The sequence below is a fragment of the Microbacterium sp. LMX7-1.2 genome (assembly GCF_040675935.1).
Taxonomy (GTDB): Bacteria; Actinomycetota; Actinomycetes; order Actinomycetales; family Microbacteriaceae; genus Microbacterium.
Genome location: NZ_JBEGIL010000001.1, coordinates 2,553,544 through 2,578,351, shown reverse-complemented (window position 1 = coordinate 2,578,351; position 24,808 = coordinate 2,553,544). Strand labels below are relative to the sequence as shown.

General features: G+C 70.4%; 26 protein-coding genes. 15 read left to right on the top strand and 11 right to left on the bottom strand.

Going from position 1 to position 24,808, the window contains the following annotated elements:
• Positions 1-5 precede the first annotated feature (5 nt).
• Together MRBLMX7_RS12600 and MRBLMX7_RS12595 are read right to left on the bottom strand one after the other, a co-directional pair.
• Positions 6-770 (bottom strand): GntR family transcriptional regulator, encoded by a 765-nt coding sequence (locus MRBLMX7_RS12600; RefSeq protein WP_414685143.1) that lies wholly within the window; start codon positions 768-770, stop codon positions 6-8.
• A 57-nt stretch (positions 771-827) separates the two neighbouring features.
• Positions 828-1,829 (bottom strand): EamA family transporter, encoded by a 1,002-nt coding sequence (locus MRBLMX7_RS12595; RefSeq protein WP_363369010.1) that lies wholly within the window; start codon positions 1,827-1,829, stop codon positions 828-830.
• A 39-nt stretch (positions 1,830-1,868) separates the two neighbouring features.
• Between MRBLMX7_RS12595 and MRBLMX7_RS12590 the strand changes: the two genes are divergently transcribed.
• Positions 1,869-2,405: a CGNR zinc finger domain-containing protein gene (locus tag MRBLMX7_RS12590; RefSeq protein WP_363369008.1), complete on the top strand. Its 537-nt coding sequence runs from the start codon at positions 1,869-1,871 to the stop codon at positions 2,403-2,405.
• Here the strand turns inward: MRBLMX7_RS12590 and MRBLMX7_RS12585 are convergent.
• Entirely contained in the window at positions 2,402-2,965 is a 564-nt protein-coding gene (locus MRBLMX7_RS12585) for a VOC family protein (RefSeq protein WP_363369006.1), read from the bottom strand. The genes MRBLMX7_RS12590 and MRBLMX7_RS12585 overlap by 4 nt on opposite strands.
• Before the next feature lie 85 nt (positions 2,966-3,050).
• Between MRBLMX7_RS12585 and MRBLMX7_RS12580 the strand changes: the two genes are divergently transcribed.
• The 7 genes from MRBLMX7_RS12580 (at position 3,051) to MRBLMX7_RS12550 (ending at position 9,724) form a co-directional block, all read left to right on the top strand.
• On the top strand, positions 3,051-4,031 hold the full coding sequence (locus tag MRBLMX7_RS12580) for an acetylxylan esterase (RefSeq protein ID WP_363369004.1): 981 nt from the start codon (positions 3,051-3,053) through the stop codon (positions 4,029-4,031).
• Positions 4,032-4,321: 290 nt separating this feature from the next.
• Positions 4,322-4,906 carry a glucose-6-phosphate isomerase family protein gene (locus MRBLMX7_RS12575; protein ID WP_363369002.1) on the top strand — a complete coding sequence of 195 codons (585 nt, stop codon included), beginning with the start codon at positions 4,322-4,324 and terminating at the stop codon, positions 4,904-4,906.
• 9 nt (positions 4,907-4,915) lie between these two features.
• On the top strand, positions 4,916-6,418 hold the full coding sequence (gene xylB, locus MRBLMX7_RS12570; RefSeq protein WP_363369000.1) for a xylulokinase: 1,503 nt from the start codon (positions 4,916-4,918) through the stop codon (positions 6,416-6,418).
• Positions 6,418-7,374, top strand: a complete 957-nt coding sequence (locus MRBLMX7_RS12565) for an NAD(P)-dependent oxidoreductase (RefSeq protein ID WP_363368998.1) — start codon at positions 6,418-6,420, stop codon at positions 7,372-7,374. Before xylB ends, MRBLMX7_RS12565 begins: the two co-directional genes overlap by 1 nt.
• Before the next feature lie 24 nt (positions 7,375-7,398).
• The gene (locus MRBLMX7_RS12560; RefSeq protein WP_363368996.1) at positions 7,399-8,346 is read left to right on the top strand and encodes a shikimate dehydrogenase family protein; all 948 of its coding nucleotides are present in this window, start codon (positions 7,399-7,401) and stop codon (positions 8,344-8,346) included.
• Positions 8,343-9,296 (top strand): phosphotriesterase family protein, encoded by a 954-nt coding sequence (locus tag MRBLMX7_RS12555; RefSeq protein WP_363368994.1) that lies wholly within the window; start codon positions 8,343-8,345, stop codon positions 9,294-9,296. The genes MRBLMX7_RS12560 and MRBLMX7_RS12555 overlap by 4 nt, the downstream gene beginning before the upstream one ends.
• Before the next feature lie 131 nt (positions 9,297-9,427).
• Positions 9,428-9,724, top strand: a complete 297-nt coding sequence (locus MRBLMX7_RS12550; RefSeq protein WP_363368992.1) for a putative quinol monooxygenase — start codon at positions 9,428-9,430, stop codon at positions 9,722-9,724.
• A 221-nt stretch (positions 9,725-9,945) separates the two neighbouring features.
• Here MRBLMX7_RS12550 and MRBLMX7_RS12545 read toward each other — a convergent pair whose 3' ends face one another.
• The 4 genes from MRBLMX7_RS12545 to MRBLMX7_RS12530 all read right to left on the bottom strand — a co-directional run bounded on the left by MRBLMX7_RS12545 (position 9,946) and on the right by MRBLMX7_RS12530 (position 14,668).
• A complete protein-coding gene (locus MRBLMX7_RS12545; RefSeq protein WP_050722231.1) occupies positions 9,946-10,947 on the bottom strand; it encodes an ABC transporter substrate-binding protein in 1,002 nt (333 codons plus the stop codon).
• 88 nt (positions 10,948-11,035) lie between these two features.
• On the bottom strand, positions 11,036-12,067 hold the full coding sequence (locus MRBLMX7_RS12540) for an ABC transporter permease (protein ID WP_363368990.1): 1,032 nt from the start codon (positions 12,065-12,067) through the stop codon (positions 11,036-11,038).
• Positions 12,067-13,569: a sugar ABC transporter ATP-binding protein gene (locus tag MRBLMX7_RS12535; RefSeq protein WP_050722230.1), complete on the bottom strand. Its 1,503-nt coding sequence runs from the start codon at positions 13,567-13,569 to the stop codon at positions 12,067-12,069. The genes MRBLMX7_RS12540 and MRBLMX7_RS12535 overlap by 1 nt, the downstream gene beginning before the upstream one ends.
• A 229-nt stretch (positions 13,570-13,798) precedes the next feature.
• Positions 13,799-14,668 carry a sugar phosphate isomerase/epimerase family protein gene (locus tag MRBLMX7_RS12530; protein WP_363368988.1) on the bottom strand — a complete coding sequence of 290 codons (870 nt, stop codon included), beginning with the start codon at positions 14,666-14,668 and terminating at the stop codon, positions 13,799-13,801.
• A 170-nt stretch (positions 14,669-14,838) separates the two neighbouring features.
• Here MRBLMX7_RS12530 and MRBLMX7_RS12525 point away from each other — a divergent pair, with 170 nt between their 5' ends.
• The gene (locus MRBLMX7_RS12525) at positions 14,839-15,840 is read left to right on the top strand and encodes a LacI family DNA-binding transcriptional regulator (RefSeq protein WP_363368986.1); all 1,002 of its coding nucleotides are present in this window, start codon (positions 14,839-14,841) and stop codon (positions 15,838-15,840) included.
• 156 nt (positions 15,841-15,996) lie between these two features.
• Here MRBLMX7_RS12525 and MRBLMX7_RS12520 read toward each other — a convergent pair whose 3' ends face one another.
• Positions 15,997-16,962: an aldo/keto reductase gene (locus tag MRBLMX7_RS12520; protein ID WP_363368984.1), complete on the bottom strand. Its 966-nt coding sequence runs from the start codon at positions 16,960-16,962 to the stop codon at positions 15,997-15,999.
• Positions 16,949-18,244 (bottom strand): L-fuconate dehydratase, encoded by a 1,296-nt coding sequence (locus tag MRBLMX7_RS12515; protein WP_363368982.1) that lies wholly within the window; start codon positions 18,242-18,244, stop codon positions 16,949-16,951. The genes MRBLMX7_RS12520 and MRBLMX7_RS12515 overlap by 14 nt, the downstream gene beginning before the upstream one ends.
• Positions 18,245-18,376: 132 nt before the next feature.
• Here MRBLMX7_RS12515 and MRBLMX7_RS12510 point away from each other — a divergent pair, with 132 nt between their 5' ends.
• Positions 18,377-19,237 (top strand): fumarylacetoacetate hydrolase family protein, encoded by an 861-nt coding sequence (locus MRBLMX7_RS12510; RefSeq protein WP_363368979.1) that lies wholly within the window; start codon positions 18,377-18,379, stop codon positions 19,235-19,237.
• Positions 19,234-19,992, top strand: a complete 759-nt coding sequence (locus MRBLMX7_RS12505; protein WP_363368977.1) for an SDR family NAD(P)-dependent oxidoreductase — start codon at positions 19,234-19,236, stop codon at positions 19,990-19,992. Before MRBLMX7_RS12510 ends, MRBLMX7_RS12505 begins: the two co-directional genes overlap by 4 nt.
• 100 nt (positions 19,993-20,092) lie before the next feature.
• On the opposite strand, the gene MRBLMX7_RS12500 is transcribed toward MRBLMX7_RS12505, so the two are convergent.
• The gene (locus tag MRBLMX7_RS12500; protein ID WP_363368975.1) at positions 20,093-21,064 is read right to left on the bottom strand and encodes an amidohydrolase family protein; all 972 of its coding nucleotides are present in this window, start codon (positions 21,062-21,064) and stop codon (positions 20,093-20,095) included.
• A 47-nt stretch (positions 21,065-21,111) separates the two neighbouring features.
• On the opposite strand from MRBLMX7_RS12500, the gene MRBLMX7_RS12495 reads away from it, so the two are divergent.
• Entirely contained in the window at positions 21,112-21,789 is a 678-nt protein-coding gene (locus MRBLMX7_RS12495) for a FadR/GntR family transcriptional regulator (protein ID WP_363368973.1), read from the top strand.
• Positions 21,790-21,816: 27 nt separating this feature from the next.
• Here MRBLMX7_RS12495 and MRBLMX7_RS12490 read toward each other — a convergent pair whose 3' ends face one another.
• Positions 21,817-22,479, bottom strand: coding sequence for a transaldolase family protein (locus MRBLMX7_RS12490; RefSeq protein ID WP_363368971.1), 663 nt, complete (start codon positions 22,477-22,479; stop codon positions 21,817-21,819).
• Positions 22,480-22,585: 106 nt separating this feature from the next.
• Between MRBLMX7_RS12490 and MRBLMX7_RS12485 the strand changes: the two genes are divergently transcribed.
• From MRBLMX7_RS12485 to MRBLMX7_RS12475, 3 genes are read left to right on the top strand one after another with little or no spacing between them, the layout of a single operon-like run.
• Positions 22,586-23,539, top strand: a complete 954-nt coding sequence (locus tag MRBLMX7_RS12485) for a ribokinase (RefSeq protein WP_050722222.1) — start codon at positions 22,586-22,588, stop codon at positions 23,537-23,539.
• A gap of 51 nt (positions 23,540-23,590) precedes the next feature.
• Positions 23,591-23,995 (top strand): D-ribose pyranase, encoded by a 405-nt coding sequence (gene rbsD, locus MRBLMX7_RS12480; protein WP_363368968.1) that lies wholly within the window; start codon positions 23,591-23,593, stop codon positions 23,993-23,995.
• Position 23,996: 1 nt separating this feature from the next.
• Complete coding sequence (locus MRBLMX7_RS12475) at positions 23,997-24,800, top strand: GntR family transcriptional regulator (protein ID WP_363368966.1); 804 nt, start codon at positions 23,997-23,999, stop codon at positions 24,798-24,800.
• Positions 24,801-24,808 lie beyond the last annotated feature (8 nt).

The following is a 24,808-nucleotide window of genomic DNA, read 5'->3' as shown; positions in this document are numbered from 1 at the left end:
GATCCCTACTCGTCGGAGGTCGTGGTCGTTGAGCGAGCGGAGCGAGCGCCGTGCTGAGTGAGCGGAGCGAGTCGAAGTGACGAAACGCCCTCCCCCGCCCCGGTCGTTGAGCGAGCGGAGCGAGTCGAAACGCCCTCCCCCACAGCATCCAGAGATTCCAGGATGCCGGTGAGCGCGTTGTGCAGGTGCACGTGCGTCGCGTGCGCGGCGAGGTCGCCGTCGCGGGCGGCGAGTGCCTGCGCGATCGTGCGGTGCTCGGAGGCGGAGGCCGCGAGGCGCGCGGGCTTGTCCTTCGCCATGCGGCGCACCCGCACCAGATGTGTGCGCACGGTGCGCAGCGCCGAGGCGATGTAGTCGTTCGCCACGGCGGCGTCGAGGGCCGCGTCGAAACGGGCGATGAGCGCGTAGTAGTCGTCGCGTCCGACGTCCGCCGCCAGGTCGACGTGCGCGAACTCCTCCGCGAGCGCGGCGAACAGCTCGGCGTCCCCGCGCTGCGCGGCGAGTCTCGCAGACGTCTCCTCCAGCGCGCGGCGGATCTCGAAGAGCTTGCGGATGTCGGAGGCGTCGAGGTCGGCGACCACGGTCACGCGCGGCGACTGCTGCACCACGAGACCGTCCGCGGCGAGGCGCCGAAGCGCTTCGCGCAGCGGCGTGCGGCTCACGCCCAGCCGTGCGGCCTGCTCGACCTCGCCGAGCACGGATCCCGCGGGCAGCACCCCGGATTGGATGTCGTCGAGAAGCGCGGCGTGGGCGCGCTCGCTCGCCGAGATGCGATCGACTGCCGGAAGCGCCATGCCCTCAGTGTATACACAAAGCGCGAACTGGGGTCAGAGTTCCGCTGTAAACCGATCCTCGGTATACACTGCATCCTCCGGCAGCGACTCGACGAACTCGGCAGCCGGCACCGGCTCGCCGAGCTTGACGACGACCACGCCCACCAGGACCAGCACGCCGCCGAGTGCCTGCAGCAGGTCGGGGAGCTGCCCGAGCAGGAGCCACCCGAACAGCAGCGCGGCCATGACCTCGGCGAGCGCGACGAACGACGCGAGGCGGGACCCCAGCATCCGCGTCGAGGTGATGCCGAGCACGTATGCGAGCGCGGTCGCCAGGACGCCGATCGCGAGCACCGGGACGAACCACGGCACGGTGCCGAAGCGGTAGGAGATGTCGTCGGTGGTCCAACGGAAGGGCAGGATGCCGACGGCGGCGGCGATCGAGAGTCCGACGGCCCCGAGCAGCAGCCCCGACCCCGCGAGGGCGATCGGCGGGATGCCGGTGTCGGCGCGGGCGGAGAGCACGAAGTAGGTGGCGGCGCCGACCATCGCGGCGAGCGCCCAGAGGATGCCGGCGACGTTGACCTCCGCGCCGGTGACGACATCGAGCATGAGGACGAGCCCGACGAACGCGATCACCGCACCGATCACGCTGCGGCGACTCGGCCGCTCGCCGCGGTGCAGCCACAGCCACAGGAGCACGGCGATCGGCGCGGTGTACTCGATCAGCAGCGCGATGCCGACGTCCATCACGGCGACGGCCTGGAAGTAGAACAGCTGCGTGGCGGCGACCGCGAGCAGGCCGTAGGCGGCCACCATGCCGGCGTTCCGCCACAGGGTGCGCCAGCGTTCGCGCAGCGCGAGGAGCGTGGGGATGAGCAGCACGAGCGCGGCGACCCACACCCGCACGGTGACCGCGGCCCCGGGCGTCCAGCCCGCATCGATGAGTCCGCGCGCCCAGGCGCCGGACATGCCGAAGGAGAAGGCCGCGGCGATCGCCAGCGGCAGCCCGAGGCCCATGCCCGTCGCGCGCTTGTCATCGGTGACTGTGCTCATGACACGTGACGCTACTCGCGCACGGAGTAAGGTGTCAACATGATCTTCACCGATGACACCGAGGAGGCGCTGCGCTCCGCCGTCTGGCTCGTGAACTCCGCGGAGGACCCCGACACGCTCGAGTCCCTCGACGACCATCGGGCGTTCCTCGCCGACTTCCCCTACTCCGGCCGCCTCGACCGCGATCGGGCCGAGCTCGACGCCCTGCGCGGCATCCGCCCCCGACTCCGCACGATGCTCCTCGCATCCCGCGACGACATGACCGAGCACGTCAACGCCGCCCTCGCCGAGACGCGCCTCACCCCGCGCCTCGTCCGCCACGACGCCGCCGACTGGCACCTGCACGCGGTCGCCGACGATCGACCCCTCGCCGAGCGCGTGCTCATCGAGACCGCCATGGCGCTGATCGACGTCATCCGCACCGACGAGGGCTCGCGCATCTCGGTATGCGCCGACGACACCTGCGAGGCGCTCGCGCTCGACCTCTCCCGCAACCGCTCGAAGCGCTACTGCTCACCGACCTGCACCAACCGCAACGCCGTCGCCGCGTACCGGGCGCGTCAGGCGAGCGCCTAGGCCTCCCGCGCTCTCGGATCGCGCAACGCGCGCATCGCGTCCACCAGACTCTCGTGGATGTACTCGAGCTCGGGTGAGGTGAACGCCGACCAGTCCTCCTGCTCCACACCCTCGTCACTGCCGGGCGCACCCCACTCCTCGGCATCCGCGAACCCGTCCGCCTCCGCGTCCGGCGCATGGCGATACACCCACCACAGGTTCCCTGCGGGATCGGCGAAGCGCGAGAAGGTGTCGCCGAAGAAGTCGGTCGGCGCCGTGACGATCCGCGCCCCGCGCTCGACCGCGCGGGCGAGCGTCGCCTCGACGTCGTCGACGTACACCTGCACGAAGCCCGGCGTGAAGGGCCAGTCGGGCTTGCGATCGGCGACGATGACGACCGAGTCCCCGATGCGCAGCTCGGAGTGCAGGATCAGCCCGTCGGTGTCGAGAGTGCGAGCCTCCGGCACGTCGACCGCGCCGAACACGTCGACGAGGAAGGCGATGATGCGCGGGGCATCGTCGGTCATCAGGAAGGGGTTCACGGTGTTGGATCCGGCGGGGATCGCGGGGAGATGAGTCATGGCTCGTCCTTTCGTCCCGGCCAGCATCCCCGACAACCAGGACATATACGGTCCTCAATGGAGAGCGGGATACGGTCGGATGATCATGACCTTCCCCGCGCCCTACGACACCTGGTTCCCGGATGCCGCGTTCGACAGCACCTACGGCTTCGACGAGAGCGCACTGCGTCGGGTCCGGCCGGTCGCCGCGCCTCCGGGTCTCGCGGAGACCTGGCGACGCTGGCGTGCGGAGGCGAGGACGGTGGATGCCGCGCCGCGCCTCCTCTCAACCGGCAGGCACGAGGGCCGAGAGGTCTCGATCGTCGAGCACGCCGGCGTCGACGGCATCCGCCTGCGATCCTGGGTCGTGGGCCCGGCAACGGGCGCAGCCCGCGTGGGGATCGTGCACTCGCACGGCTACGGCGGTCGCGACGCGGTCGACCTCGCCCGGGTGCCCGACGACGCGGCGGCGATCTTCCCGGTCGCGCGGGGTCTGCCGACCCTGAACGCGGGCGTCGGCGCCCCCGAGCCCGTGGAGCAGCACGTTCTCGCCGGACTCGATGACCCCGATCGGTACGTCCTCGGCCTGTGCGCGCGGGACCTCTGGCTCGCGGCGGACACGCTCCTCGCGATGGCCGGCGACCTGCCGCTCTACTACGTGGGCGAGAGCTTCGGCGGCGGCATCGGGGCTCTCGCGCTGCCCTGGGACGACCGGTGCATCGGCGCGACACTCATCGTGCCGAGCTTCGGCCAGTACGACGAGCGCCTCGCGGTTCGGTGCCTCGGCAGCGGCGAGGTCGTGCGGGCGCACGTCGCCACGCACCCCGAGGCCCGGGAGCAGCTGCGGCTGTTCGATGCGTCGAGCACGCTGGGCTTCGCCCGGGTGCCAGTGCGGGTCGAGGCCGCGCTGTGGGACGACTACGTACCGCCACCCGGGCAGTTCGGCGTCGCGAACGCCGTACGCGACCTCGACCTGGAGGTCCTGCCCGCCGGGCACGCGGAGTACCCGGGGTCGGATGCCGCTGCCGCCCGGGCCGTGCGCGGGGGACGCGCACATCTCACGCGAGCCCTGCGCGCCGCACCCTGAGCATCCTTCCCCCGCCCGTCCACACTCCCCGCCCGCTCGCGCGCCGCCCGCCGCTCTCCCGGCGACCCTGGGCGTAGGCGATCACCCGGGCGCAGGACGATCCGGGCCACATCTTCCTACCTCCGCGTCATCCCCTCCCTCCGCGCCTTCCCTCCACGCCCCCGCACCCGCACCCGCACCCGCGCCCGCACCTCCGCGCAGATGAGCACTGGACACCACTTGTCATAACAGGTACGCTCAACTTGTCATTACAGGTTGCGCAGTGTCGCAGCACCCTACGAGGAGCACCGATGCCCGAGTTCCACACCCCGCCGCTCTCCCCGATCGCGATCACCTTCGACGCCGAGAAGCTCACCCTGTCGCCCGAGGGCCCGACCCTCACGCGCCGCATGTCCGACCTCGAGGGTCTCTTCCTCGACACGGATGCCTGGAAGGCCGCCAGCGAAGGCGACAACCCCGTGGTCTACACGGTCGTGAGCTCCCCCGTGCCGGAGATCGACCGCGAGCTGCCCCAGTCGATCACGACGATCATGCCGGGCGACACCTCGGGCGAGCTCTGGATGACCAAGGGCCACCAGCACCCGAACCACCAGGGCGAGATCTACCTCGCGCTGAAGGGCCGCGGCGGACTGCTGATGTTCGACGGAGAGCGCTCCGAGTGGCTCGACATGCTCCCGGGCACGATCGGCTACATTCCGCCGGGCTGGGCGCACCGCTCGGTCAACACGGGTGACGAGCCCTACGCGTTCCTCGCGGTATACCCCGGCGGAGCCGGCCACGACTACGGCTGGGTGCTCGAGCACGGCATGGGCTCGCGGGCGTACCGCGCGTCCGCGGGCGTGGACCTCCGCCCCTACGCCGCCACCGCCGAATAGGCTCCGGCCATGATCATCGCGCACGACCTCGGCACGACCGGCAACAAGGCCTCACTGCACCACGACGACGGCCGGCTCGTGACCTCGGTCACGGTGCCGTATCCCGCGCACTTCGCGGCGGGCGGCATCGCCGAGCAGGACCCGGCGGACTGGTGGGGCGCGGTCGTCACCGCCACGCGGCAGCTGCTGTCGCAGTCGGGCATCGGGCCCGAGATCGTCGGCGGCCTGGTCGTGAGCGGTCAGATGATGGGCACGGTGCTGCTCGACGCGCACGGCGCCCCCGTACGCCCCGCGATCATCTGGGCCGACACGCGCTCGGGCGCCCAGACGCGGATGCTGGAGCAGGCGCTCGGCGCCGAGGCGGCCTACCGCGTGCTCGGCCACCGCCTCAACCCGACGTACTCGCTCGAGAAGATCATGTGGGTGCGCGACAACGAGCCCGACACGTGGGCGCGCGTGCGCCACTTCTGCGTCGCGAAGGACTTCATCGTCTACCGCCTCACCGGCCGCCTGGCGACCGAGCGCTCCGACGCCTCGGGCACGAACGCCTACGACCAGATCACCGGTACGTGGTCGGAGTCGGTGCTCGCCGCTGCCGGCCTCGACCCCGCGCTGTTCCCCGAGATCCTCGACTCGACGACCGTCGCGGGCACGCTCACGTCCGACGCCGCCGATGCGCTGGGTCTCCCGACCGGGACCCGGGTCGTGATGGGCGGCGGCGACGGTCCGCTCGCGGCTGTCGGCTCCGGTGTCGTCGCCCCGGAGGACGGCGCGTACGTGTGCCTGGGCACCTCGTCGTGGATCTCGTTCGCGAGCCCCACCCCGCTGCACGACCCGCAGATGCGCACCATGACGTTCGACAACGTCGTGCCCGGTTCGTTCGTGCCGACCGCGACGATGCAGGCCGGCGGCGCCTCGGTGCAGTGGATCGCGGAGGCGCTGTCCGCCGACCCGGCGCGCCCCGAGACCGGCCGTCTGACCGCCGACGCGGGCGGCGACCTCGACACGGAGGACCTCTACTTCCTGCCGTACCTCCTGGGCGAGCGCTCCCCGCTGTGGGACCCCGCCGCCCGCGGGGCGTTCGTCGGCATCGGCCGCCACCACACGCGAGCCCACCTGACCCGTGCGGTGCTCGAGGGCGTGGCGTTCAACCTCTTCACCTGCATCCAGGCGTTCCGCGAGTCCGGCGCCGTGATCGACCGCATCGACGCGGTCGGCGGCGGCGCGCAGAGCGACGTCTGGCTCGGCATTCTCGCCGACGTGTGGGGAGTGCCGGTGCGTCGCCGCACGATCGTCGAGGAGGCCAACAGCCTGGGTGCGGCGGTCACCGGCGCGGTGGGCCTCGGCCTCGCGGACTTCTCGGCCGCCCGCGCCCTGAGCGAGGTCACGGCCGAGTTCGCCCCGGATACCGGGCGCCACGCGGTGTACGCGCAGCGGCACGCCCGCTTCACGACGGCGTACGACGCGCTCGCGCCGTGGTTCGCCTCGGCCCCGTCCGCGGGGAGCGTGTGATGGGCGTCATCCTCGCCACGAGCCGTTCGTTCTCCGACGGCGACCTCGACCTCGTCGCCCGGGCGGAGGCCGCGGGGCACGAGATCGTGCGCGGACCCGCGCACCACGACCTCGCCGAGCTGACCCCGCTGCTCGCGACGGCCGAGGGGTGGATCGCGGGCACCGGCCCCGTGACCGACGAGCACCTCGCGGCGGCACCGCAGCTGCGCATCGTCGCCCGCTACGGCGTCGGCACCGAGGCGGTCGACATCGCGGCCGCCGAGCGCCGCGGCATCCCGGTGACGAACACTCCCGGCGCGAACGCGGATGCCGTCGCCGACCACGCGGTGGGCCTGATGCTCGCCGCGCTGCGCTTCATCCCCGACGGCGACCGACGCGTACGGGACGGTGACTGGAGCGTGCGGCGCGGCCGTGAGTTGGGCGCCGCGACCGTCGGGATCGTGGGCTTCGGCCGCATCGGCCAGGGCGTCGCCCGACGACTCTCCGGCTTCGGGTGCACGGTGCTCGCCGCCGACCCCTACCTCCCCGCGGAGCGGATCACCGAGCTGGGCGCGACCCCGGTCGACCTCGACGAGCTGTTCCGTAGCGCCGACCTCATCACGCTCCATGCCCCGGGCGGCCAGACGCTCGTGGACGCGGCGCGGCTGAGCGGCATCCATCCCGGCGCGATCGTCGTGAACACCGCCCGCCCCGATCTCGTCGACGAGGATGCCGTGGCCGCGTCCCTCCGCGACGGGCGCCTGGGCGCGTACGCGGCCGACACGCTCGCCGGCGACACCGCGGCGAGCGCGAGCCCGCTGCTCGCGGCCGACCTCGCCGAACGCGTGACCGTGACGCCGCACCTCGGCGCGCAGACCACCCAGGCCGTCGACAACATGGGCTCGCTGTCGCTCGACGACGTGCTCTCCGTACTCGCGGGGCGCGCACCGGCGCATCCCGTCTCCTCCCGACCCTGAAGCCCCTACCCCTGAAGGACCGACATGACCATCACTGAGAACACGCCGACCACGACCGGCGGCTACATGGGCTTCGTGGGCGTGAGCACCGGCTCGTCGTCGATCATGCAGGTCTTCCCCCGGTGGGCGGAGGTGCTCGACCTGCCGACGACCGAGCTGGTGGGCCACGACCTGCCCATGGATGCGACCCCCGCGCAATACCGCGCCATGGTCGAGCAGATCCGCGACGACCCGCACCACCGCGGAGCACTCGTGACGACCCACAAGATGAACGTGTTCGCCGCGGCATCCGACCTGTTCGACGAGCTCGATCCGTTCGCGGTGTCGTGCTCCGAGATCTCGAGCATCTCCAAGCGCGGCGACCTCCTGATCGGCCGCGCGAAGGATCCGCTCACGGTCGATCTCGCACTGAACGACTTCCTGCCCGCAGACCACTTCGCGCGCACGGGCGCCGAGGTCGTGATCCTGGGCGCCGGCGGCTCGGGCACCGCTCTGAGCTGGGCTCTCGCGGAGCGCGAGGACGCCCCGACGAAGATCACCGTGACCGCCCGCAGCGACGAGAAGCTCGAGCATCTGCGCGAGGTCCATCGCCAGCACGGCACCCGCGAAGGCCTCATCGAGTACGTGCGCACCGGTTCGGTCGAGGAGGCTGCCGCGGTCGTCGCCGCCGCCCCCGCCGGATCGCTCATCGTGAACGCCACCGGTCTCGGCAAGGACCGTCCAGGCTCTCCGCTGCCCGACGACGTGGTGTTCCCCGAAGACGCGTGGGTATGGGAGTTCAACTACCGCGGCACGCTCGAGTTCCTGCACCAGGCCCGCGCGCAGGAGGCCGCGCGCCGCCTGCACGTGGTCGACGGCTGGCGCTACTTCATCCACGGATGGTCGCAGGTCGTCGCCGACGTGTTCGAGCTGGAGCTCACGCCCGAGATCGTGGAGCGTCTGGCCGAGGCGGCGGAGTCGGTGCGCCGATGATCCGCACGGTCCTCGGCGACGTCGACCCGGCGGATCTGGGGACGACGGACTATCACGAGCACCTGTTCCAGGTGTCGCCGCTGCTGCCGGGCGACGAGCTCGACGACGAAGAGCGCTCGGGGGCCGAGGCCGCACTGCTGCGTGACAGCGGGTTCGCGGCGATGGTCGACGCCACGCCTGTCGGCCTCGGCCGCGACCCCGAGGCGCTCGCGCGCATCAGCGCCGCGACCGGACTCCGCATCGTCGCGACGACGGGACGCCACCGCGAGGCGCACTACTCCGCGGACCACCAGACGCGCCATCAGGATGCCGAGACCCTGACGAGGCAGTTCGTGCGCGAGATCGCCGAGGGGATGCCGCGCGACGACACCGATCCCGACGGCACACGGGCACTCGCCCCCGGCGGCGCCCCCGCGCGTGCCGGACTGCTCAAGGGCGGCGTCGACTACTGGCGCATCAGCGACTTCGAGAGCACGACCCTGCGCGCCCTCGCCGCCGCCCATCGCACCACCGGGGCCCCGATCATGGTGCACCTGGAGTTCTGCACGGCCGCGCACGAAGTGCTCGATCTGCTCGGCGCCGAGGGCGTGGGCGCCGAGCGCGTGGTGCTCGCGCACGCCGACCGGGACCCGGACGCGGGACTGCACGTCTCGCTCGCCGAACGCGGCGCCTACCTGGGGTACGACGGCTTCGCCCGCCCCCGCACGAGATCGGATGCCGAGCTGCTGGCCCTCACCGAAGCCGTTGTGTCGCGCGGCGCCGGCGACCGCGTGGTGCTCGGCGGCGACGTGGCGCGCGCGACCCGCTACATCGCGTACGGCGGGATGCCGGGCCTCGCCTACCTCGGCGAACGTTACGTGCCCCGGCTGCGTGCGGCGGTCGGCGACGACGCCGTCGACCGGATGCTCATCGCGAACCCCGCCCGCCTCCTGACCCTGACGTCTCCGTAGGCGTTTCGTCTCGTCGCTGCGCTCCTCGCTCAACGACCGCTACTCGGTCGTTGAGCGAGCGAAGCGAGACGAAACGCGCCGGATCCCCGCACGACACCCAGTTCGCAGCATCCGCCCCGAAGGAGTCCCTCATGACCGCACCGACCATCCTCCACGCAACCTTCACGGCGCGCCCGGGCGAGGGCGACCGCGTCGCTGCGCTGCTCGCGGACTTCGCCGAGGGCGTGCGCGCCGAGGAGGGCAACGTCGTGTTCGACGCGACCCGTCTCGTCGACGATCCCGACCGCTTCTTCGTGTACGAGGTCTATCGCGACGAGGCGGCGTTCCAGGCGCACCTCGCCTCCCCCGCCGGGAAGCCCTTCAACGAGGCGCTGCAGCAGCTCATCGTCGAGCCGTCGTCCGTCCTGACGTTCCTCCGCCGCCTCTGACGGCATCCCTCTGCCCTCTTCGCCTCCACGCCTCTTCGCCTCCACGTCGACGCCCCGGCTGGTTGCCCACGCCCCCGCTGACCGACGTCGATCAGACGGGGCGTCGGCAATCAGACGGGGCGTCGGCATCCGGGCAGGCCCAGACGGGGCGTCGGCATCCGGGCCACACACGCGAAAGAGCCCCCCGCCCGAAGGCGAGGGGCTCTCCCGTTCTCAGAGGATCACTCGTACAGGACCGCGGCGATCTTCGAGTCCTCGAGGTTCGTCTTGTCGTACCAGTACGAACCCGTGTCGTAGAACTTCTCGACCGACTTGCCGTTCGCGGCGTCGTACGCCGCCTGCACGACCTGCGCGCCGATGCCGATCGGGTCCTGCGTGATGGCGCCGGCCATCGTGCCGTCCTTGATCGCGTTGATCTGCGCAGCGCCGGAGTCGAAGCCGACGATCGTGATCTTGCCCTTCTCGAGGCCGAGCTCGTTCACGGCGTTGACGACGCCGATCGCGGAGCCCTCGTTGGTGCCGTAGATGCCCTTGAGGTCGGGGTGCGCGGCGATGAGGGTCTTGGCGATGTCGGCCGACTTCAGGTGGTCGCCGTCGCCGTACTGGATGTCGACGATGTCGATGTCCGGGTAGTCGGCTTCCATCTTCTCGACGAAGCCGTCGCGACGCTCGACACCGGTCGAGTTGATCTGCGAGTGGCCGACGATCGCGACCTCGCCCGATCCGCCGATCAGCTCGGCCATGTGCTCGGCGGCCAGCGCGCCGGCGACCTTGCTGTCGGTGGCCGAGAGGCTCAGGCCCACGTCTCCGTCGCAGGGGGCGTCGAAGTACACGACCGGGATGTCCTTCGACTTGGCCTGTTCGAGCGGGGCGACGCACGCCTCGGGGTCGAGGGCGGCGTAGGCGATGGCGTCCGGGTTCTTGTCGATGGCGGCGGTCAGCATCTCGAGCTGCTGGGCGATCTCGGTCTCGGCTGCGGGGCCTTCGAACGTGATGCGCACGCCCAGCTCCTCGGCCTTCTCCTCGGCGCCCTTCTTCACGGCCTGCCAGAACTGGTGCTGGAAGCCCTTCGACACCATGGCGATGTACATCTCGCCGTCGCCGCTGCCTCCGTCGCCGCTGCCCTCTTCGATGACGTCACCGCCGCCGCCGGCACAGCCGGCGAACACGAGGGCGGATGCGGCCACGAGTGCCGCGAATGCGGTCTTCTTGCCGAACTTCATGGAAACTCCATTGTTTGTGGGTGGGTACTGCTGTGGTGGGTGGGTACTGCTGTGATGATGCGTACTGCGGGTGGTGCTACGGGATGGGTCAGGTGTGCTGGCGGTTGCGCAGCGAGTCGAGGAACACGGCCAGCAGCACGACGATTCCGACGACGATGTTCTGCCACTCGGTCTGGATCGAGAGGATGCGCAGGCCGTTGACGAGCACGCTCATGATGAGCGCGCCGATCACGGTGCCGAGGATCGAGCCGCGTCCGCCGAGCAGCGAGGTGCCGCCGATGATGACAGCCGCGATCGCCTGCAGCTCGTAGCCCATGCCGATCTGCGGTTGGGCGGAGTCGAGGCGGGAGGCGATCACGATGCCCGCGACACCCGTGAAGGCACCGGCGAACATGTAGATGAAGATCGTCCAGCGGCGGGTGTTGACGCCCGAGAGACGCGTGGCCTCCTCGTTGGACCCGATCGCGAAGGTGTAGCGACCGAGCAGTGTCTTCGACAGCACCAGCCACGCGACGACCGCGAGAGCGGCCGTGATGAGCACGGCGTTCGGGATGCCGGGGATGATCAGGCCGAGCGCGATCTTCTTGAAGTCGGGGGCCGAGCTCGAGAAGTAGATCGGCGCGACGTTCGAGATGACGAGGGCGAGACCGCCGGCGATCATCATCATCGCGAGGGTCGCGATGAACGGCGGGAGGCGGAGGAAGGTGATGTTGATGCCGTTCACGAGACCCATCAGGACTCCCGTGAGCACACCGCCGATCACGCCGATCCAGACCGGCAGCCCCATGTTCGTGACGATCACACCGGTCATCACGGCGCAGAGCGCCATGCCGGTTCCGATCGACAGGTCGATGCCGCCGGTGATGATCACGAAGGTCGTGCCGAGGGCGAGGATGCCGATGACGGCCGTCGAGAGCAGCACGGTCGAGATGTTGCTGAACGTGAAGAAGTTGGGGCTCGCGATCGAGAAGAAGATCACGAGCACGATCAGCGTGCCGAACGCGAGGGACTGCTGGACCTGGCGCTTGAGGAACCCGACGACGTCGCGTTTGTCGGTGTTCTCGTCGATGGCCGTCTGGATGATCGTCGTCGTGGACGATCCGTTCTGCGGAGCGCTCATCAGTCTTCCTCTCCGTGGGCTGCGAGTTGCATGATCTTCTCCTGGCTGGCGTCCTCGTTGCGGAGCGTGCCGGTGATGCGACCGTTCGCGAAGACCGCGATGCGGTTCGCGACGCGGAGGATCTCCGGGAGCTCCGACGAGATGACGATGATGGACTTGCCCTGATCAGCGAGCTGCTGCATCAGGCGGTAGATCTCTTCCTTCGCGCCGACGTCGATACCTCGGGTCGGCTCGTCGAAGATGAGGATGTCGCAGTCGCGCATCAGCCACCGGGCGATGACGACCTTCTGCTGGTTGCCGCCCGAGAGGAGCTTCACGACCTGGTTCACCGAGGGCGTCTTGACGCGCAGCTGCTGCACGTAGTCCTTGGTGCGGTTCTTCGCCTTGCCGTCGCCCATCCAGCCGATCGCGTTGGCGTAGGAGCCGAGCGAGGCGAGCACGGTGTTGAACGTCACGTCCTGCTCGAGCATGAGACCCAGCAGCTTGCGGTCCTCGGAGAGGTAGCCGACGCCGTGCTTGACGGCATCCGCGGGCTGGGAGATGCGCACGGAGCGTCCGCCGATCGTGACGACGCCCCCGTCGCTGCGGTCGGCCCCGATGATCGCGCGGGCGGTCTCGGTGCGTCCGGCGCCCATGAGGCCGGCGAAGCCGAGGATCTCGCCCTTGTGCAGCTGGAAGGAGACGTCCTTGAGGAGGGCCTTGGTCGACAGCCCCTGCACATCGAGGACCACGGGGTCGTTCGCATGCTCGCGCGCCTGCGGACGGGTTCCCTCGTCGATCACGCGGCCCACCATCATCTCGATGATCTTCGGGATGCTGACCTCGGACTTCTCCAGTGATCCGATGTATGTGCCGTCTCGGAGCACGGTGACACGATCGGCGAGGCGCCGTAGCTCGTCCATGCGGTGGGAGATGTAGACGATGCCGGTGCCGGCGGCCCTGAGCTGCTCGATGAGCACGAACAGGGTCTCGACCTCGGAGTCGGTCAGCGCCGAGGTGGGCTCGTCCATGATGAGGACCTTGGCGTTGAACGACAGCGCCTTCGCGATCTCGACCATCTGCTGCTCGGCGACCGTGAGCTCGCCGACCTTCTGCCGCGGGTCGAGCCGGATGTTCAGACGCGTCAGCAGCTCGGCCGTCTGCGCGTTGAGCTTGCGCTCCGACAGGAACGGGCCGGACGTGGGCTCGCGCCCGACGAAGATGTTCTGCGCCACGGTGAGGTCCGGCATCAGGTTGAGCTCCTGATGGATGATCGTGACGCCCAGCTGCTGCGCCTGCAGCGGGCTGGTCAGCTCGACCTCCCGGCCCTCGAACGTGATCGTGCCCTCGTCCTTGGTATAGATCCCCGAGAGGATCTTCATGAGCGTGGACTTGCCTGCACCGTTCTCGCCCACGAGAACCAGCACCTCGCCGGCGTGCACCTCGAGGTGCACGTCCTTCAGCGCCTGCACGCCCGGGAATCCCTTGCTGATCCCGTCCACTCGGAGGATGGGGTCGCCCATGCGCTCACCTGCTTCCTTGAAGGTCGTCTCCGCTGTTTCCGGTTCGAGCCGGAAACATCGGATCAATTCTGCGGCCTGCGGTGCCTGCACCGCAAGTTGTATCTAAATGTATCTAACTGACTGCGGAAAGGGAATATCTGTAATAACAAGTGGGTCACAGCTTGTCCGGGACCCGGCGGCCCAGTCTAAGTGAAATCGATTTCAGATCAAGCCCTCACCGATATAGCGCTCAGTGGAGCCGGATCGAGTCCACCGCCACGAGCTTGTCCCGGATGTACGCATTGGCGTGAGCGCCGAGTTCGACGTTGTCGGTCCACAGGTTGCGCCAGATGCCCAGCATCCGGCTCAGATCCGGAGCCACGACGGCCGAGGAGAACGACTCGAAGACGATCGGGCCCTCGTAGCCGATGCGTCCGAGAGCCTTGAAGAACGTGTCGAAATCGACCGTCCCCGTGCCGAGGTAGCCGCGGTGGCTCTCGCCGATGTGCACGTACCGCAGCGACGGTGCCGCGTCCAGCACGGGCGCGAACATGTCCGACTCCTCGATGTTCATGTGGTACGTGTCGAGATGGATGCCGAGGTTCGGCCTGTCCACAGCGGCGAGGTAGTCGATCGCCTGCCGAGCGGTGTTCAGCACGTTCGTCTCGTAGCGGTTCACGACCTCGAGCGCGACCTCGACGCCGCGGTCGGCGGCGTGCTCGGCGACCCTGGCGATCGTGCGGCGGCTGCCCTCCAGCCCCTCCGGCGTCACCGGCTCCATGTACTTCTTCATGGCGCTGTAGATCACCCCGCAGAAGTGGCGTCCGCCGAGCTCGGCCAGCACGTCGACCGCGCGCAGCAGCAGCTCCTCCCCCGCCTGGACGACCGCGGGATCCGCGCTCGTGATGTCCGTGGACTCGGAGAGTCCGAGCGAGGCGCTGACCGCGAGCTCGTGCTCCGCGAGCGCGTCCCGTGCGGCCTCGACGTCGAAGGAGAAGGGGTCCATCAGCGGGAACTCGATGAGGTCGAAGCCGGCCTGCTTGGTCTTCTCGACGGACAGGCGGATGCCCTCGGCGTCGAAGCGTCCGGTCCACACCAGTCCGTGGCATCCGATGTTCATGGCACCTCTCGGAGGCGGGTGTGCGGCACCGTCGCCTCCGTCGATTGGCACGTGCCAAATCGACGTGCGAGTCACGCTACGTGCGCGGCCCCACGACTGTCAAGAACTTTCTTGGCACGTGCCAAGTCCTGCACTAGCCTGGTCACGCACCGCATCAGCAGAGGAGCTCCATGCCCGCCAGCGTCAAAGACGTCGCCGCCCTCGCCGGGGTCTCCTCCTCGACGGTCTCGAACTACCTCAACCATCCGCACGTGCTCGGCGCAGCGAGCGCCGAGAAGGTGCGCGCCGCGATCGCACAGCTCGGCTACGTGCCCAACGAGTCGGCACGGCAGCTGCGCGCCGGGACGAGCAGTACCCTCGCGCTCGTGCTGCTCGACGCGTGGATCCCGTACTTCCAGGAGCTCTCCCGAGGTGTCGAGGACATCGCGCGCGAGGAGGGCTGGTCGCTGTTCTTCAGCAACAGCAGCCGTGACGGCGACCTCGAACGACGCAACATCGACATGTTCGAGGCGCACCGGGTGCAGGGCATCGTGATCTACCCGCTGGGCGACGTCGTACCGCGCCTCGAGCAGCTGGCGGAGCGCGGCATCCGCTCGGTCGTGATCGGGCCGACCAGCGAGTCCGCGGCGGTCGGGTCCGTGCTCTTCGACGACCGCGGGGGCGGGCGCCTCGCGGGCGAGCACCTGCTCGCGCTCGGCCGCCGCCGCATCCTGTTCCTCGGTGCGCCGTCGGTGAGCCAGTCGAACGACCGCCTGCGCGGGCTCCAGGATGCCGTCGCCGAGTCCTCCGCGACCGTCGAGGTCGACGAGGTCGCGCATCTCGCGACGGAGGACGGCCTGGAGGCGGGGGCGCGCATCGTCGCTCTGCCGCCGCACGAGCGCCCCGACGCGGTGTTCGCCGCGAACGACATGGTCGCGATCGGCGTGCTCGCACAGCTGCTGAGGCACGGCATCCGCGTCCCGGAAGACGTCGCACTCGTCGGATTCGACGACGTCGCGCAGGCCCACCAGTCCGTCGTCCCGCTCACGAGCGTGCGGCAGCCGGGGTACGACATCGGTCGCGCCGCGGGCGCCGCCCTGCTGCAGCAGCTCGCGAATCCGGGCGCGCCGCTGCCGGAGCCGACGCCGTTCGCGGCCGAGCTCGTCGTGCGGGAGTCGACCCTCGGGCGCTGACCCCCGTCGGCGCAGGCACCCCGCCGACTCCGGCCCGAGCTGTCGACTCCGTCTGAGATCCGGTCAACCGCGCCAGGTCCGGACGCCTCGCCCTCCGGCATCCGTATCTCGCACGGTTCACCGGATCTCGGCTGGGCGTCCCCACCCCCGCGGGCCTCAGTCTGGGATGAGCTCTTCCGCCGCGAGCTCCTGCCACAGCGCAGCCGGAATGTCCCGCGCTGCGTGCTCCGCGTTCTGCCGCAGCTGCTCCGGCCGGCTCCCGCCCACGACGACCGAGCGCACGACGTCGGACTGCAGGGGATACTGGATCGCCGCGGCAGGCAGCGGAACGTCGTGCGCGGCGCACACGGCGGCGATGCGCACGAGTCGGTCCCAGAGCTCGTCCGGCAGCTGCCCGTACTCATAGCGGCCGTCGCGACGCGGTTCGTCCGAGGCGAGCAGCCCGGAGTTGAAGACGGATGCCGCGACGATGCCCGTCCGGCGCTCGCGGCAGGCCGGCAGCACGTCCGCGGCCGCCGGCTGCTCGAGCAGCGTGTACCGGCCGGCGACCATCACGAGATCGAGGTCGGCTCCCCGGACGGCCGCGGCGAGAGCATCCGACACCATCGATCCGATGCCGACCGCGGCGACCTCCCCGGCATCTCGAAGACCTTCGAGGGCGGGAAGCGCTTCGGCGAGCGCGAGATCGAGGTCGTGCCGTTCGGGGTCGTGCAGGTAGAGCAGGTCGATGCGCTCGATGCCCAGCCGCTCGCGCGACTCGTCGAGGCTGGCGCGGATGCCGTCGGCCGAGAAGTCCCACACCCGCTGCAGATCGTCGGGTACGTGGAAGTCGTTCGCGGTGTCGAGTCCGCCCGCGTGGGCGGGGTTGGGGCGCAGCAGCCGGCCGACCTTGGTCGACAGCACGTACTCCTCGCGGGGCTTGGTCTGCAGGAACGCGCCGAGGCGCCGCTCCGACAGGCCGAGGCCGTAGTGCGGTGCGGTGTCGTAGAAGCGGATGCCGCTCTCCCACGCCGCGTCGAGCACGGCCCAGGCCTCGTCGTCGGTGAGCTCCCGGAAGAGATTGCCGACGTTGGCGGCGCCGTAGCCGAGCGTCGGGACGGTCAGTCGATCAGACCGTGACATGCGCGCCCGTCCACGTATAGTCCGCGATGCTGTCGGCCTTCATCTCCATGCCCGCTCCCGGCGCGGTGGGCGCCATGTACGAGCCGCCCTGGATGTCGGTGGGCACGACGAAGTGCTCGTGCAGGTGATCCACGAACTCGATCATGCGCCCCTCCCTCGTGCCCGTGACGGCGACGAAGTCGAACATCGACAGGTGCTGCACGGCTTCGCAGAGCCCTACGCCGCCCGCGTGCGGGCACACCGGCACGCCGAACTTGGCTGCGAGCAGCAGGTTCGCGATGTTCTCATTGACGCCGGCGACGCGCACGGCGTCGATCTGCATCACGGAGATCGCCTCGGCCTGCAGCAGCTGCTTGAAGATCACGCGGTTCTGGGCGTGCTCGCCCGTGGCGACGCGGATGGGCGCGACGCCGCGCGCGATCTCGGCGTGCCCGAGCACGTCGTCGGGGCTCGTGGGCTCCTCGATCCAGGCGGGGTGGAACTCGGCGAGTGCGTTCACCCACTCGATGGCCTCCGATACCTCCCAGCGCTGGTTCGCGTCGATCGCGATGGGGAAGTCGGGTCCGCACACCTCGCGGGCCTTGCGGAACCGGCGGATGTCGTCGTCGAGGTCGGCGCCGACCTTGAGCTTGATCTGCGTGAAGCCGTCGCCCATGGCCTCGCGGGCGAGTCGTTCGAGCTTCTCGTCGGAGTAGCCGAGCCAGCCGGGGCTGGTCGTGTACCCCGGGTATCCGGTCGCGAGCAGCTCGCGCTCGCGGTCCTCCCGGCCCGGCACGGCGGCGCGGAGTATCTCGAGGGCCTCCTCGCGGGTGAGCGCGTTGGTGAGGTAGCGGAAGTCGACGAGGTCGACGATCTCCTCGGGGCTCATCCGGCCGAGCAGCTGCCACAGCGGCAGGCCGGCGCGCTTGGCCTTGATGTCCCACAGCGCGTTGATCACGGCGCCGATCGCCATGTGCATGACGCCCTTCTCGGGTCCGAGCCAGCGCAGCTGGGAGTCGCCGATGATGTCGCGGAACGTCCCGCCCATGTCGTCGAGCAGCGGTTCGATCTCTCGCCCGACGAGGTGTCCGGCGAGCGCGTCGATCGCCGCGACCTGCACGTCGTTGCCGCGCCCGATGGTGAAGACGAACGCGTGCCCGTCGTGGCCGTCGCCGGCGTCGGTGCGCACGACGACGTAGGCGGCCGAGTAGTCGGGGTCCGGGTTCATCGCGTCGGAGCCGTCGAGGCTCAACGACGTGGGGAAGCGGATGTCGGTCGTGTCGAGGGCGACGATGCGGCTCACGGGTTCCTCTCGGGCACGGATGGGATTCGTGCGGATCTCTTGGAGTGTAAACATCCGATGTCTATACTGTCAACGAGGCCGGCCGCGTCGACGCAGCCGGTCTGCACGACGATCCGACTGAGCAGGAGAGACATGAAGTTCGCACGCCTGGGACCCCTCGGAGCCGAGATCCCCGTCCTCGTCGAGGGCGACGTCCACCTCGATCTTCGCCCCGTGACATCCGATGTCGACGGCGCGTTCCTCGCGAGCGACTTCTCCGCCCGCATCGCCGCCGCGCGCTCCGCGGGCGAGCTCGTACCCCTCGAAGGCGCTGCGGACCTGCGCATCGGCTCCCCCATCGCGCGTCCCAGCGCGGTCATCTGCATCGGCCAGAACTACGCAGCTCACGCCCGCGAGTCCGGCGCCGAGCCACCCACGGTGCCGATCATCTTCCTCAAGACCCCGAACACGGTCGTGGGGCCGCACGATACGGTGACGATCCCGCGCGGCAGCGAGAAGACCGACTGGGAGGTCGAGCTCGGCATCGTGATCGGCGCCCGTGCGGCCTACCTCGACTCCCCCGAGCAGGCAGAGGCCCACATCGCGGGCTATGTCACGGCCGACGACGTCTCGGAGCGGGCCTTCCAGATGGAGGTCTCCGGAGGGCAGTGGTCGAAGGGCAAGATCGCCCCGGGCTTCAATCCGACCGGACCGTGGCTCGTCACCCCCGACGAGGTCGAGGTCGACGCTCTGCGCCTGCGCAGCTGGGTCAACGGCGAGCCCCGCCAGGACTCGAACACCGACGACATGATCTTCGACGTGCGCACGATCGTGCACCACCTGTCGCAGTACGTGACGCTCGAACCGGGCGACCTCATCCTGACGGGCACGCCGCAGGGCGTCGCGTTCGGCGGGAAGTTCCCCTACCTGAAGGCCGGGGACGTCGTCGAGATCGAGATCGACGGGCTCGGGCGTCAACGCCACGAGTTCGTGGCCTGGGAGGCGCAGAAGTGAGCGAAGGACTGAACGGACTCGTCGCGGTCGTCACGGGAGGGGCCTCGGGACTCGGCGCCGCGATCGCCGCGCGCCTGCACGCCGACGGGGCGCAGATCGCCGTGCTCGACCGCGACACCTCGGGAGCGGATGCCGCGTTCGCGGCGTTCACCGCCGACGTGTCCGACCGTACGTCGGTCGACGCCGCGGTGGCCGCGGTCGCCGAGCGCTTCGGCCGCATCGACATCGTCGTGAACAACGCCGGGATCGGTGCGCAGGGCGACATCACGGCGAACGACGACGAGGAGTGGGCTCGCGTGCTCTCGATCAACGTGACCGGCATCGCCCGCGTCACGGCGGCGGCGCTGCCCTGGCTGCGGAAGTCCCCGAGCGCGGCGGTGTGCAACACGGCATCCATCGCCTCGACCACGGGGCTGCCGCAGCGTGCCCTGTACAGCGCGTCGAAGGGCGCGGTCGCGGCGCTCACCCGCGCGATGGCGACCGACCACCTGCGCGAGGGCATCCGCGTGAACGCGGTCAACCCGGGCACGGCCGACACCCCGTGGGTGGGACGACTGCTCGACACGGCATCCGATCCCGACGCGGAGCGCGCGGCGCTCGAGGCCCGGCAGCCCCACGGCCGCCTGGTCGCGCCCGAGGAGGTCGCCGCAGCTGTGGCCTACCTCGTGAGCCCGGACGCGGGGTCGACCACGGGCACGTTCCTCGAGATCGACGGCGGCATGGCGCGGTTGCGTCTGCGCCCCGTCGGCAGCTGACCCCGCCCGATCTGCGGGACAGGTCCCGATCCGCCGACGGCATCAGCCGATCCGTCCGCGGATCGGGACGAGGTCCGCGGATCGGGACGGCCCGCTCACGTCACTCCCCGCGGAGCCACCCCAGGATGCCGCGGCGCGGCCGATCCGACGCATCCGCGGCCTCGCGGCGCTCGCCGATCCGATAGAACTCCCAGGCGTTGCGCCAGAGGATCGCGTCGACGTCGTGACCGCGCTCCTCGGCCCACGCGGTCACGGTCTCGGCCCAGCGGTCGCGACCGTGCGGCTGGTACGCGGGCGATCCGTCCTCCGGCGCATGCGGGTCGTCGTGCTCCGCGGGACCGATGACCGAGACCGGCCAGTCGCTCCCCCACATCAGCCGGTCCGCTCCGAACGCGTCGGCCGCGGCATCCAGGAAGGGTTCGAGCTGCTCGCGCGTCCAGTTCCCCCCAGCCTCGGCCGGGAGCCCGGAGAGCTTGCAGACGGCGAGCGGATGCCGCGCGAGGTCGGCGAGGTCGCGCACCCATTCCGGGGTCGGCGTGAGCGGTGCGTCCGCCGTACCGACCGCGGGCTTGCCGAGGTGGTCGAGCGCGATGCGCAGTTCGGGCACCGCGGCGGCCAGCCGCGAGACCTCGGGCAGCTGGTCGGGGCGGATGCAGGCGTCGAAGGTCCATCCTCGGGCGGCGACCTCGCGCGCACCGGTCACGAATGCGGCCGTCCCGGCGAGTCCGTCGTCCGCGCCCTGCAGGAGGTGCCGCACGCCGACGACGAGCGGCTCGACCTCGAGCCCCTCCAGGTGCGCGGTGGTGTCGGTGCCGCGGTCGAGTCGCACACCCGCCACGATGCCGACCACGTCGAGTGCGGGCGCCAGGCCCGCGACCCAGCGGACCTCGTCGAGGAAGTCGTCCTCCACGGTCTCGGCCTGGACGAACACCGACGCTTCCGTGGTCGCCCGCTCGACGCGGGAGTGCTCGATCTCCGTGTCGGCGAAGCGCCACGCGAGGGGCCCTTCGAGCCAGGTGTAGTGCAGAACCTCGGGGTCCCAGAGGTGCAGGTGCGAATCGAGTACGCGCATGCCGACCATCCTGCCTCAGACATCCGATGAATCGCTAGGATGACGCCATGGCTGTGACAGACGAGGCGATCGAGAAGATCAAGGCGATGATCGTGTCGGGCGAGCTCGCTCCCGGCGATCGCCTCCCGCCCGAGAAGGAGCTGTCCGAGCGTCTGGGCCTGTCGCGCAACTCGATGCGCGAGGCCGTGAAGGCGCTCGAGGTCATCCGGGTGCTCGACGTGCGACGCGGCGACGGCACCTATGTCACGAGCCTCGAACCCCATCTGCTGCTGGAGGCGATCTCGTTCGTCGTCGACATGCACGACGACGACTCGATGCTGGAGATCTTCGCGGTGCGTCGGATGCTGGAGTCGCAGGCCACCGGTCTCGCCGCGACGCTCGGCACGGCGGATGCGATCGCGCACCTCGAGCAGGAGGTCGCCTCGGTCGACGCGAACGTCAGCATCGAGGAGCTCGTCGAGCACGACATCCGGTTCCATCGCGAGATCGTCGCGATGTCGGGCAACGCCTATCTCGCGAGCCTGATCGAGCACCTGAGCAGCCAGACCGTGCGGGCGCGTGTCTGGCGCGGACTCACCGAGGGCGGCGCCGTCGAGCGCACGCTGTCGGAGCACCGGGCGATCGCGGATGCCGTCGCGCAGCACGATCCGATCCTCGCGACGTCCCTCGCGACGGCGCACATCGCGGGCGTGGAACGGTGGCTGCGTCAGGCGGCGTCGGCCTGACACCCCGCGTCGAATCGCTGCCGGGCGTCAGGCCCCGAGCCGCACCATGGCCGCGTCGAACTCGGCGGCGGAACTGTCGCTGACCTCGTGGGACAGCACGGCGTCGAGCACGTCGGGAGCCGCCGTGAAGTAGGGCACCCCGGCGAGGCGGAGGCCGGTGATGTCGTCGGGTGAGCGCAGGCTCGCGGCGAGCACGTTCGATCCGCTTCCGGCGCACACCTCCTGCATCCGCGCGATCACGGCGTCGCCGTCGATCCCGGCATCCCGCATGCGACCCAGGTATGGCGCGATGTACTGCGCGCCGATGCTCGCGCACGCGAGCGCCTGCGCGACGGAGTACACGGCCGTGACGAGCACGGTCGCGCCGTCGCGCACGAGGGCGGATGCCGCCGCGAAGCCCTCCCGCGTCGCCGGCACCTTGACCGCGACGAGGTCGCCGAGCGCGCGGATCCCCTCGGCGTTGCGGAGGAAGGACGCGGTGTCGCCGCCCCAGGTCTGGAAGAAGATCTCGCGCGCGCCCTCGCTCGCCCACCGGGCGTACAGGTCCGGGATCTCGGCGGCGGTGCGCCCGCCGCGCTCGAGGATCGTGGGGTTGGTCGTGACGCCGTGCATGACGCCGGTCGCGAGGAGCGACGAGACGCGCTCGAGGTCGGCGCTGTCGACGTAGAGACGGGGGGACGGCGCGGTCATGGCTCTCCTCGATCGCAACCTGTCGTTACAGGTTCGGATTCGGCTAATGTAATGACAGCCGCGGACGATTGTCAAAGCCCGCGGATCGACGACGATCAGGAGCGCCATGACCCCCGCCGCCTCGGCCGACCGCACCGGAGTCGTGATCGTCGGAAGCGTCACCGCCGACGTCACCACCTTCTCGACCCGACTCCCCGCGCGCGGCGAGACGATCCTGGGCGACGAGTTCACGCTCATGCTGGGCGGCAAGGGCGCGAACCAGGCCGTGGCGGCCGGACGATCCGGGGCGCTCACGAGCTTCGTCGGATGCGTGGGCGACGACCTGTTCCACGACCTCGTCGTGACCGGGCTGAGCGACGCGGGCGTCGACCTCGCGCACCTGCGGACCGTGCCCGGCCCAACCGGCATCGCGCACATCCGCGTCGACGCCTCGGCGCAGAACGACATCGTCATGGTGCCTCTCGCGAACGCGGCGCTGAGCCCCGAGCAGATCGACGACGCCCTCGCCGCGCTCGCGCCGACCACGTCGGTGCTGCTCACGCAGCTCGAGACGCCCTCCGCTCTCACCGCGCACATCACGGCGCGCGGTCGCGAGCACGGCATGACCGTGATCCTCGATCCCGCCCCCGCAGCATCCCTCCCCGACGAGGTGTGGTCGAGCATCGACATCGTGACGCCGAACGAGACCGAGGCGACGCTCATCAGCGGCGTCGAGGTGACGGACGCCGACTCGGCCGAGCGCGCGGGTCGCTGGTTCCTCGACCGCGGGGTCGGGGCCGCCGTCATCACGCTCGCGGGTCAGGGATCGTGCGTCGTCACGGCCGAGGGCGCCACCGTGATCCCCCCGTTCCCGGTCGAGGCCGTCGACACCACGGCCGCGGGTGACGCCTACGCCGGCTATCTCGGGGCCGCACTCGCGAACGGCAGCACTCTCGACGAGGCGGTGCGCCTGGCGACCGCGGCCGGGGCGCTGGCTGTCACGAAGCAGGGCGCGTCGCCGAGCCTGCCGCTGCGCGCCGAGGTCGACGCGTTCCTGTCCGCCCGCGAAGCCGCCGCCTGAGCCGCCGCACCCGCCGCCCGACCCGCAGCATCAGCCGCCCGAGGAGCCCCCATGCGCAAGACCGCCACGACCATCAACCCCGCGCTCTCCCGCGTGATCAGCGAGACCGGCCACACCGACCTCATCGTGGTGACCGACGCCGGCCTGCCGATCCCGCCCGGCTCGGAGCGCATCGACCTGGCGTACCGGCCCGGCGCGCCCGCGTTCTTCGACGTGCTCGACACCGTGCTCGCCGAACTCGTGGTCGAGGGTGCGACGGTGTCGGCCGAGATCGCCGAGAAGAGTCCCGAGGTGCTGGCGGCGCTGCGCGAGCGGTTCGCGGACCAGGACTTCGAGATCACGCTCGTGCCGCACGTGGAGTTCAAAGAGCTCACGCACGGCGCCCGCGCCTTCGTGCGCTCGGGCGAGTTCACGCCGTACGCCAACGTGATCCTGCACGCGGGAGTGGCGTACTGACATGGAGGACTCGATCGACCGGCACTCCGCAGCGCCGATGTACGACCAGCTGCGGCAGCTGATCATCGAGGGCATCGCCCGCGACGGTCTGCAGCCGGGCGATCCGCTGCCCGGCGAGCACCGGCTGTGCGAGCGGTACGGCATCTCCCGCACGGTCGTCCGCCAGGCGCTCGCGCAGCTCGAGCACGAAGGACTCGTCGAACGCGTCAAGGGCAAGGGCACGTTCGTGTCGCGCCCGCGCACGGCGGAGAGCCTGGTGCACACGCTCGTCGGCCTGTACGACGACGTCGAGCGCCGAGGCGGCCACGTGCACAGCGACGTACTGCGGCACGAGCAGGCTTTGGCCGACGACGAGATCGCCGCCGCGCTGGAGGTGGCTCCCGGGACCCCTGTGGTCGTGCTCGAACGTCTGCGGCACGTGGACGACGAGCCGTGGTCGCTGTCCACGACGTGGATGCCGGAGCACATCGGCGGCGTCACGCTCGGCGTCGATCTGTCCGAGGCGTCGCTGTACCGGGTGCTCGCGGACAACGGGATCGTCGCGACGAGCGGTGTCCGCTCCGCCGAGGCGACGGTCGCGACGCACGAGCAGGCTCAGCACCTCGGCGTGAGCGCGGGCTCCGCCCTGCTGCGGCTGCGCAGTGTGAGTCGCGGCGCCGACGGCATCCCGATCGAGTACTTCGTGGCGCACCATCGCGGTGATCGTTCGCGCTTCGAGTTCCAGCTGCAGCAGGAGCAGTCGCAGGCGTCGCTGCTGCACATCGACGACGACGGCGCGGCGTCGAGGGCGGGCACGGTGAGCTGATCGGGCGC